This is a genomic window from Salipiger sp. PrR002, assembly GCF_010500775.1.
Lineage (GTDB): Bacteria > Pseudomonadota > Alphaproteobacteria > Rhodobacterales > Rhodobacteraceae > Salipiger.
In genome coordinates this window covers 1-1,143 of the sequence record NZ_JAAGOU010000098.1, presented here as the reverse complement: position 1 = coordinate 1,143, position 1,143 = coordinate 1, and the positions used below count along the sequence as shown (strand labels likewise).

Annotated in this window: 1 protein-coding gene; it reads right to left on the bottom strand. The window is 66.1% G+C overall.

The window, feature by feature from the left end:
• Nucleotides 1–294: 294 nt before the first annotated feature.
• A partial coding sequence (locus tag G0A00_RS26300; RefSeq protein WP_164185628.1) for a phosphatidylglycerol lysyltransferase domain-containing protein occupies nt 295–1,143 on the bottom strand: 849 nt, incomplete at its 5' end.

The window sequence follows — 1,143 nt, the reverse complement described above, 5'->3', positions numbered from 1 at the left end:
CGTCACCGAGATGGAACAGCAGTGATGATAGCTCCCGCGCTGGCTCCGGTCGGTGCGGGACGCTCCGCCCAAAGGGACCGGTCCGTCACGAAGGTTCGCCGCAGCGCGGCGAAAGGCAGGAAAGTCCGCACACCGGTGGTCCGTCGCTGCATCGCCGCAAGCCCGCTCCGAGCCCTTTTGCGACGTTCAGCGCGTCTTGGTTCGGCCAGTCTTTTCGCGACTGCGGCGCTTCGCGGGAGCCCGTGGCCAGGATGTCGCGGCTTTGGAGCGTGTCATCCCTGGCGGCAGTCCCTCTTATCTGGAAACACCTGCGGGCCGGGCATCATCTCCCCTCCGCGCGCCGCCGCCGATCAGGGCAACGACATCTGCCGCGATGCTCAGAAGATTGGCCCGCGGCGGCACCGCGACGTAGATTGGTCGCCAGTCGGGATCGAATTTCTCCTTGAAGGAGCGCAGCCCCTCGAAGTTGTAGAACTGCTGACCATGACGGTAGACCAGCGCTCCGAGCCGGGTCGAGAGCGCCGCGCCACGGCGGACCTCAAGCCCGGAGAGGGGCGCATTGCCCAGCGAAAACTCATCATAGCCCTCGGCAGCGAAGTGCAGCAGCAGCTCGGTGAATAGGAACTCCATCAGCCCGCCCGGGGCATTCTCGGCATGGCGCATCAGGTCGATGGTGGCGGAGGTCTTCGTCTCGGTCAGCCAAAGGTTCGCAAAGGCCACGGTCCGCCCCTCGTGGCGCACGACGGCGATCGGGGCCTGCGACAGGACATCGGGATCAAAAGCGCCGACTGAGAAGCCTTTCTCCGCCCCCGCCTTGGTGGCGAGCCAGCTTTCCGAGATCGCGCGAAGCTCCTCCATGAAACCCGGGGCGAAGGGCGGCTGCAGCACCTCAAAGGACAGCCCGTCGCGCAGCGCCCGGTTGTGCGTGGTGCGCAGGCGCTTGCGCTCTGGACCCTGCAACGAAAAGCCCGGCAGAGGCACCACCGCCTCTTCGCCCAATTTCACCAACCCCAGCCCCATCTCGAGCCAGAGCGGGATCAGGTCCGCGCCCACCGAATAGAAGACCGGGCGCGCATTTGCGGCGTAGGCAGCATCGTGGAAATCCCAGGCGAGAGGGGCAAGCTCCGAAGGCTCTCCGAAGGG